This window comes from Streptomyces sp. NK15101, assembly GCF_020400725.1.
Taxonomy (GTDB): Bacteria; Actinomycetota; Actinomycetes; order Streptomycetales; family Streptomycetaceae; genus Streptomyces.
In genome coordinates this window covers 1-5920 of sequence record NZ_JAINVG010000169.1, presented here as the reverse complement: position 1 = coordinate 5920, position 5920 = coordinate 1, and the positions used below count along the sequence as shown (strand labels likewise).

The window sequence follows — 5920 nt, the reverse complement described above, 5'->3', positions numbered from 1 at the left end:
CCCCCCCACCCCCCCCCCCCGGCCCCTCCCCCCCCCCCCCGGGGTACCCCCCCGCGCGCCCCCGCCCCCCCGCCGTAGGCTCATAGCCATGACTTCCGACACGGTGCCGGCCCTCGAACCGGGACGGCAGATCCACACGTATGACGAGCTCACGCCCGAGCAGGTCCAGGACGTACTGGACCTGCTCACGGCCGCCGAACAGGCCGACGGCATGCACGCCGTGTCCGAGCAGGGGCGGCTCTACCTGCGCCACGGCAGGCGCGAGGGCGTGCGGCACTTCCTCCTCACCGTCGGCCCCCGCCTCTACGGCTACGCCCAGCTGGAGGAGACCGACCCGATCGAGGCCCCGGCCGCCGAGCTGGTCGTCCACCCCTCCCACCGGGGCCGCGGCCACGGCCGGGCCCTCGGCACCGCCCTGCTCACCGCCTCCGGCAAGCGGCTGCGCGTCTGGGCACACGGCGGCAAGGCGGCGGCCCGGCACCTCGCCCAGGTCCTCGGCCTGACGCTCTTCCGCGAGCTGCGCCAGCTGCGCCGCCCCCTGGTGCCGCTCGACATCCCGGAGCCGGTGCTGCCCGAGGGCGTCACCGTCCGGACCTTCGTCCCCGGCCAGGACGACGCGGCCTGGCTCGCCGTCAACGCCGCCGCCTTCGCGCACCACCCGGAGCAGGGCTCGCTCACGCAGCGGGACCTGGACGACCGGATGGCCGAACCGTGGTTCGACCCGAAGGGCTTCTTCCTCGCGGAGAAGGACGGGCGGCTGATCGGCTTCCACTGGACGAAGACGCACGCCGAGGAGCAGCTCGGCGAGGTGTACGTGGTCGGCATCCTGCCGGACGCCCAGGGCGGCGGCCTCGGCAAGGCGCTGACCGCGATCGGCCTGCGGCACCTGGCGGCGCAGGGGCTGCCGACGGCGATGCTGTACGTGGACGCGGACAACAAGGCGGCGGTGCGGGTCTACGAGGGGATCGGGTTCACGACGCACGAGGTGGACCTGATGTACCGCACGGAGTCATGACCGGCCCGTACCGCACGGAGTCGTAACACCTCCCGGACAGGGGGCGGTTGACACCGCCCCCTTCTTCCCACCACCCTTTCACTACTTGATTAGTGAAAGGGTGGTGGAAGGGATCGTGGTCGAGTACCGCATCGACCGGCGCAGTGGCGTCGCCACCTACCTCCAGATCGTCCAGCAGACGAAACAGGCCCTCCGGATGGGCCTCCTGGAGCCCGGCGACCGACTGCCCACCGCACGCGAGGTCGTCGAAGCGACGGCCATCAACCCCAACACGGTCCTCAAGGCCTACCGCGAGCTCGAACGCGAAGGCCTCGTCGAGGCCCGCCGCGGCCTCGGCACCTTCGTCCGCGCCACCCTCGGCACCGGCCCCGCCGACTCGCCGCTGCGCGGCGAACTCGCCGACTGGGCCCGCCGGGCACGCGCCGCCGGACTGGAGCGGGAGGACGTGGCCGCGCTCTTCACATCCGTACTGAAGGAACACTTCGAGGGGGACGAATGACCGATCCGGTCATCGAGGCCGACGGCCTCGGCATGCACTACCGACGGCGTGGCGGAGCCTGGGCACTGAGGGACTGCGCGTTCGCCCTGCCCGCCGGCCGGGTCGCCGCCGTCGTCGGACCCAACGGGGCCGGGAAGTCGACCCTTCTCGGACTGGCCGCGGGCCTGCTGCGCCCCACAGCGGGCCGGATCACGGCCCCGGCGAGGGACCGCCTCGCGTACGTCGCCCAGGACAAGCCACTGTACGGACAGCTCACCGTCACCGAGACACTGCGCCTGGGCCACGAGCTCAACCCGGACCGCTGGGACCCGGCTGTCGCCGAGAGCATCGTCGCGGCCGGCCCGCTGGCCGGGAACGCACGAGTCCGCTCCCTCTCCGGCGGGCAGCGCACCCGACTCGCCCTCGCCCTCGCCCTCGGCAAGCGGCCCGAACTGCTGCTCCTGGACGAGCCGATGGCGGACCTCGATCCCCTCGCCCGACGCGAGCTCATGGGCGTCCTCCTGGCCGACGCCGCGGAACGCGGCACGACCGTCGTCATGTCCTCGCACATCCTCACCGAGTTGGAAGGGGCCTGCGACCACCTGCTCCTCGTGCAGAACGGCCGCATCCGCCTCGACGGCGAGATCGACGACCTGCTCGCCGCGCACACCCTGGTGACCGGTCCGGTCGCCGACCTCTCCCCGCACACGGTCGTCGACTCCCGGACGACGGGCCGCCAGCTCACCGCCCTCGTCCGCCGCGAGGGTCCCGTCGAAGGCCCGTGGGTGACCACCAAACCCTCCCTGGAGGAACTCCTCCTCGCCCACCTCCGCACCACCGAAGGAGCCTCCGTATGAGCGCCCTCGCCCTCAAGGGCCCGCACTGGGTGACGGCTCGCCAGCACCGGCGGGCGCTGTGGTGGTCGCTCGGCCTCGCGACCGTCGCGGTGGCGGTCCTGGTCGCCTCACGGATGTGGTCGGACGGCGCGGTGGACGCGCTGCGGACGGCGGGCTGCCCTGTCAACGGCTCGACCAGCTCCTGTTTCCAGGTTCAGCGCGACTACATCGACGACCGGTGGTTCGCCCGGCATCTCGTCGAGTACACCGCCATGGGCATGCTCGTCCTGCCCGTCCTGCCCGTCCTGCTCGGCGCGTTCGTCGCGGGCCCGATGCTCGCCCGCGAGCTGGAATCCGGCACGTACCGGCTGGCGTGGACGCAGTCCGTCAGCCCGGCGCGCTGGCTCGCCGCCAAGCTCTCGGCCCCCGCCGCACTCACGCTCGCGATCGTCCCCCTGCTGAGCCTGGTCTTCTACTGGTCCTGGTCGACGGGCCCCGCCGACGACTTCCCCACGTACTGGTACGAGCCGACCATGTTCGTCTCGTTCGGCATCGTTCCGGTGGCGCACGCCCTCCTGGGCCTCGCCCTGGGCACGGCCATCGGCGTCCTCACCCGGCGCACCGTGGTCGCGATGGGGGCCGCCGCTCTCGTCATCGGGGCAGCCCTGGCGGTCCTCTCCCGGCTGCGCGACGGCCTCTGGCCGGTCCGGACCCTGACCGGCACCGGGCTGTCGGCCGAGAATCACGCCTGGCCACTGGACCGGGGCATGCTCACGGCATCCGGTGAGCGCGTCCTCTGGAAGGACTGCTTCGCCGCCCAGCCGGACACCTTCCAGCGGTGCATGACCGACCGCGGCGGGGTCACCGAGTTCCTCGACATCCACCCAACCTCGCACTACTGGCCCCTCCAGTTCGTCGAGACCGGCATCTGTCTCGCCCTCGCCGCCCTCGCGGCCTACGCCGCCTTCCGCGTCCTGCGCACCCGGCACCCGTAGCGCCGTCCCGGAGGACACGCGAGAGGACACGCGTAGAGGACACGCGTAGACATACCGGGGGCGGGACTCCGCCAAGGGCCCCGCCCCTGATTCCCGTACGACATGTCGTCGTTACCGGCCATTCAGACGCGCTTGCGACGCTCACTCAATGAAGCGCTCCGTGTCCACCCCCGGCAGGGTGGTCCTCCCCAAGGGAAGACTTCCCTCCCCCACGGCCCGCTCCGACGCGCCCGACCACCCCTTCGCGCGGAAGAATGGGGCCATGAAGCAGCAGCCCGCCGAGGTCCCGGTCCAGTCCTCCGCCACGCAGTCCGCCCCGTCGTCCGAAACGTCGTCCCTCGGTTCCGCGACCGCGCCCCGCGCGCACGTGGTGAACGGAACCGTCGTGACCGAATTCGACGCCGACGTGGACGCCGATCCCGACACGTACGAGGACGACGGCGAGCTCGGCACCGAGCTCCCGCAGGGGCGTTTCCTCGACCGGGAGCGCAGCTGGCTCGCGTTCAACGAGCGCGTCCTCGAACTCGCCGAGGACCCCACGACCCCCCTCCTCGAACGGGCTAACTTCCTCGCGATCTTCGCCTCGAACCTCGACGAGTTCTTCATGGTCCGCGTCGCCGGCCTCAAGCGCCGCATCGCCACCGGCGTCGCCACCCGCTCCGCCTCCGGCCTCCAGCCCCGCGAGGTCCTGGACCTGATCTGGACGCGCTCGCGCGAGCTCATGGCCCGGCACGCCGCCTGCTACCAGCAGGACGTCGCCCCGGCCCTCGCCGACGAGGGCATCCACCTGATCCGCTGGCCCGAGCTCACTGAGAAGGAGCAGGCGCGGCTCTTCACCCTCTTCCGGCAGCAGATCTTCCCGGTCCTCACCCCGCTGGCCGTGGACCCGGCCCACCCCTTCCCGTACATCTCCGGCCTCAGCCTCAACCTCGCCGTGGTCGTGCGCAATCCGGTCAGCGGCCACCGCCACTTCGCGCGCGTGAAGGTGCCGCCGCTGCTCACCCGCTTCCTGGAGGCCTCCCCTCAGCGGTACGTGCCGCTGGAGGACGTCATCGCGGCGCACCTGGAGGAGCTGTTCCCCGGCATGGAGGTGCTGGCGCACCACATGTTCCGGGTGACCAGGAACGAGGACCTGGAGGTCGAGGAGGACGACACCGAGAACCTGCTCATGGCCCTGGAGAAGGAGCTCATGCGGCGCCGCTTCGGGCCCCCGGTGCGCCTGGAGGTCGAGGAGTCCATCGACCCGTACGTCCTCGACCTGCTGGTGCGCGAGCTGAAGATCTCCGACGCCGAGGTCTATCCGCTGCCCGGCCCGCTCGACCTCACCGGCCTCTTCGGGATCGCGGGGCAGGACCGGCCCGAGCTGAAGTACCCGAAGTTCGTGGCCGGCACCCACCGGGACCTCGCCGAGGTGGAGTCGGCGTCCGCGCCGGACATATTCGCCGCGCTGCGCGAGCGGGACGTGCTCCTGCACCACCCGTACGACTCCTTCTCCACGTCCGTGCAGGCCTTCCTGGAGCAGGCGGCCGCCGACCCGGACGTCCTCGCGATCAAGCAGACGCTGTACCGGACCTCCGGCGACTCCCCGATAGTCGACGCCCTCATCGACGCGGCCGAGTCCGGCAAGCAGGTCCTCGTCCTCGTCGAGATCAAGGCCCGCTTCGACGAGCAGGCCAACATCAAGTGGGCACGGAAGCTGGAGGAGGCCGGCTGCCACGTCGTCTACGGCCTCGTCGGCCTGAAGACCCACTGCAAGCTGTCGCTGGTCGTACGGCAGGAGGGCGAACTCCTGCGCCGCTACTCGCACGTCGGCACCGGCAACTACCACCCGAAGACGGCCCGGCTCTACGAGGACCTGGGCCTGCTCACCGCCGACCCGCAGGTCGGCGCCGACCTCTCCGACCTGTTCAACAGGCTCTCCGGCTACTCCCGCCGCGAGACGTACCGTCGCCTGCTCACCGCCCCGAAGTCGCTGCGGGACGGCCTCGTCTCCCGGATCACGAAGGAGATCGCGCACCACCGCGCGGGACGCCCGGCGTACGTCCGCATCAAGGTCAACTCGATGGTCGACGAGGCCGTCATCGACGCCTGCTACCAGGCCTCCCGGGCCGGCGTCCCCGTCGACATCTGGGTCCGCGGCATCTGCGCCGTGCGCCCCGGCGTCACCGGCCTCTCGGAGAACATCCGGGTCCGCTCGGTCCTCGGCCGCTTCCTGGAGCACTCCCGGATCTTCGCCTTCGGCAACGGCGGCGAACCCGAGGTCTGGTTCGGCAGCGCCGACATGATGCACCGCAACCTGGACCGCCGGATCGAGGCCCTCGTACGGGTCTCCGACCCGGGGCACCGGGCAGCGCTCACCCGGCTCCTGGAGACCGGGATGTCCGACACCACCTCCTCCTGGCACCTCGGCCCCGACGGGAACTGGACGCGGCACGCGACCGACCCCGAAGGCAGGCCCCTTCGGCACGTCCAGGAGATGCTCATCGACGCGCGGAGGCGCCGGCGTGCACAACCCTGACCACTCGCAGGACGTCACGGCGGGCGCGGGCCGGCCCCCCCCCCCCCCCGCCCCGGCCGCCCGCCGGGGGGGCGGGGC

Annotated in this window: 5 protein-coding genes; all 5 read left to right on the top strand. The window is 71.9% G+C overall.

The genetic code is table 11. The annotated features are described in order from the left end of the window. Nucleotides 1-88 precede the first annotated feature (88 nt). Nucleotides 89-1015 carry a mycothiol synthase gene (mshD, locus tag K7G60_RS38095; RefSeq protein WP_225805552.1) on the top strand — a complete coding sequence of 309 codons (927 nt, stop codon included), beginning with the start codon at nt 89-91 and terminating at the stop codon, nt 1013-1015. 115 nt (nt 1016-1130) lie between these two features. Further along, nucleotides 1131-1514, top strand: a complete 384-nt coding sequence (locus tag K7G60_RS38090) for a GntR family transcriptional regulator (protein WP_225805551.1) — start codon at nt 1131-1133, stop codon at nt 1512-1514. Then, nucleotides 1511-2350, top strand: a complete 840-nt coding sequence (locus K7G60_RS38085; RefSeq protein WP_225805550.1) for an ABC transporter ATP-binding protein — start codon at nt 1511-1513, stop codon at nt 2348-2350. The genes K7G60_RS38090 and K7G60_RS38085 overlap by 4 nt, the downstream gene beginning before the upstream one ends. Further along, entirely contained in the window at nt 2347-3324 is a 978-nt protein-coding gene (locus K7G60_RS38080) for an ABC transporter permease subunit (RefSeq protein ID WP_225805549.1), read from the top strand. The genes K7G60_RS38085 and K7G60_RS38080 overlap by 4 nt, the downstream gene beginning before the upstream one ends. 262 nt (nt 3325-3586) lie before the next feature. Continuing rightward, nucleotides 3587-5842 (top strand): RNA degradosome polyphosphate kinase, encoded by a 2256-nt coding sequence (locus tag K7G60_RS38075; RefSeq protein WP_225805548.1) that lies wholly within the window; start codon nt 3587-3589, stop codon nt 5840-5842. Nucleotides 5843-5920 lie beyond the last annotated feature (78 nt).